Annotated in this window: 3 protein-coding genes; all 3 read right to left on the bottom strand. The window is 65.1% G+C overall.

What is annotated here, in order from left to right:
- Positions 1-424 precede the first annotated feature (424 nt).
- Positions 425-1,378, bottom strand: a complete 954-nt coding sequence (ccoP, locus tag ACIP0B_RS28420; protein WP_217892900.1) for a cytochrome-c oxidase, cbb3-type subunit III — start codon at positions 1,376-1,378, stop codon at positions 425-427.
- Positions 1,375-1,575: a cbb3-type cytochrome c oxidase subunit 3 gene (locus ACIP0B_RS28415; protein ID WP_085577557.1), complete on the bottom strand. Its 201-nt coding sequence runs from the start codon at positions 1,573-1,575 to the stop codon at positions 1,375-1,377. The genes ccoP and ACIP0B_RS28415 overlap by 4 nt, the downstream gene beginning before the upstream one ends.
- A 3-nt stretch (positions 1,576-1,578) precedes the next feature.
- On the bottom strand, positions 1,579-1,895 hold a 317-nt coding region (locus tag ACIP0B_RS28410), incomplete at its 5' end, for a cbb3-type cytochrome c oxidase subunit II (protein WP_400838514.1).

The following is a 1,895-nucleotide window of genomic DNA, read 5'->3' as shown; positions in this document are numbered from 1 at the left end:
AGCTCTTTCCGCCGTTCGCGCATGGCGTGAGCATACTAGATATGCTTTCCAACGCTGATTCTGCGGCCTTTCCATGTTCCGCGTAGGGACAAAATCACCCTCGGGAAAAATGTCCCGGCGGAGCGGAAAAGTGATCGGTCCAGATCACCTGTAACAGGGTGTGTTCGAAGGCCCGGTTCGGGCGACGGACGGCATTCGGCACGACAGCCGGCATTCACCGGCGCTTGCGGCCATCCCGTCAGCCGATTCGTCGAACACATCCGTTGGGGTCGACCTGGAACCGGCACGAACCGGTCCGCATCGAGCAAGCGTAGTCGTGAATCCGGGGATTCGAAAGGCAGGCGCCAGACAGGGTGCGACAATGGGTCGCAAAGGGGAAGGGAACTGCCGCATCCGGACGGATGCGGCAGTGGAGGGGCAGGGACTACTCTTTTTTGCCTTCGGCTTGCAGGTTCTCTGTATTCAGTTTGTGCGACAGGCTGTACACATAAGCCGCCACCAATTGCACTTTATCGTTGCCGAGCAATTCGCTCTGCGCCGGCATGTGGCCCTGGCGGCCGTGGCGGATGGTCTGCTCCAGTTGGGTCAGGCCGGTGCCGTAGATGAAGCCGGCCGGGTGCGTCAGGTTCGGCGCGCCCATGGCTTCGGTGCCTTGGCCGTTGGCTCCGTGGCAGGCGACGCAGGTGGTGCTGAACGCTTGCTGACCGGCCTGCAGGTCGGCCTTGCTGTCCGCCGGCAGCGGCAGGCCGGCCAGGCCGTGGCGCACGTACGCGGCGACGTTCTTCACGCCAGCCTCGCCCAGCACTTCGCCCCAGGCCGGCATCGCCGCCATCCGCCCGCCCATGATGGTGGCCTTGATGGTGTCGGCGCTGCCGCCCCAGCGCCAGTCGCTGTCGGTCAGGTTGGGGAAGCCGAAGGCGCCCTTGGCGTCGGAGCCGTGGCACACCGAGCAGTTGGAGGCGAACAGGCGGCCGCCCATCTTCAGCGCCTGGGGATCCTTCGCCACTTCTTCCACCGGCATCGCCGCGAATTTGGCGAAGATCGGCCCGAACTTGGCGTCGGCCTTGGCCATTTCCTTTTCCCACTCGTGCTCGCCGGTCCAGCCGTTCTCGTAGCCGGGCAGGATGCCTTTCCAGTTGCCCAGGCCCGGATACAGGATCAGGTAGCCCACGGAAAACACCAGGGTGCCGGCGAACAGCATGAACCACCACTGCGGCAGCGGGTTGTCGTACTCCTCGATGCCGTCGAAGCTGTGGCCCATGGTCTGGTCGACGCTGCCCTTGGTCTCGCCCCGGCGGGTGCCGACCAGCAGCCAGGTGAGGCCGATCAGGCTGCCGATGGTCAGTACGCAGATCCACGTACTCCAGAAGGTGGTCATGGCCGGGTACTCCTTGTTGGTGCAGATTCTTGGGGGGTGTCGGGTTGCGGCTCGTCGGCGAACGGCAGCAGGCGCGCTTCGGCGAATTCCGGCTGGCGCTTGCCGTTGAACACCCACAGGGTCAGGCCGACGAAGGCCACGAACACGACAACGGTGCCCAGGCCGCGGATCAGCCCTGTGCTCATTTCAATGACCATGGCTCACCTCTTGCTCTTGATCGCAGTGCCGAGCACTTGCAGGTAGGAGACGAGGGCGTCCATTTCGGTCTTGCCCTTGAGGCTGGCCACCGCGCCGCCGATGTCGTCGTCGGTGTACGGCACGCCGAGGGTGCGCATGGCCTTGAGCTTGGTTTCGGTGTGGCTGCTGTCGACCGCTTGGGTCACCAGCCACGGGTAAGCCGGCATCTTCGACTCCGGCACCACGTTGCGCGGGTTGTACAGGTGCGCGCGGTGCCAGTCGTCCGAGTAGCGGCCGCCGACGCGGGCCAGGTCCGGGCCGGTGCGCTTGGAGCCCCACA

Source organism: Pseudomonas sp. NPDC089534, assembly GCF_044749305.1.
GTDB classification, from domain to species: Bacteria; Pseudomonadota; Gammaproteobacteria; order Pseudomonadales; family Pseudomonadaceae; genus Aquipseudomonas; species Aquipseudomonas ekonensis.
The sequence above is the reverse complement of the archived record's forward strand: the minus strand, read 5'-3'. Positions and strand labels throughout refer to the sequence as shown.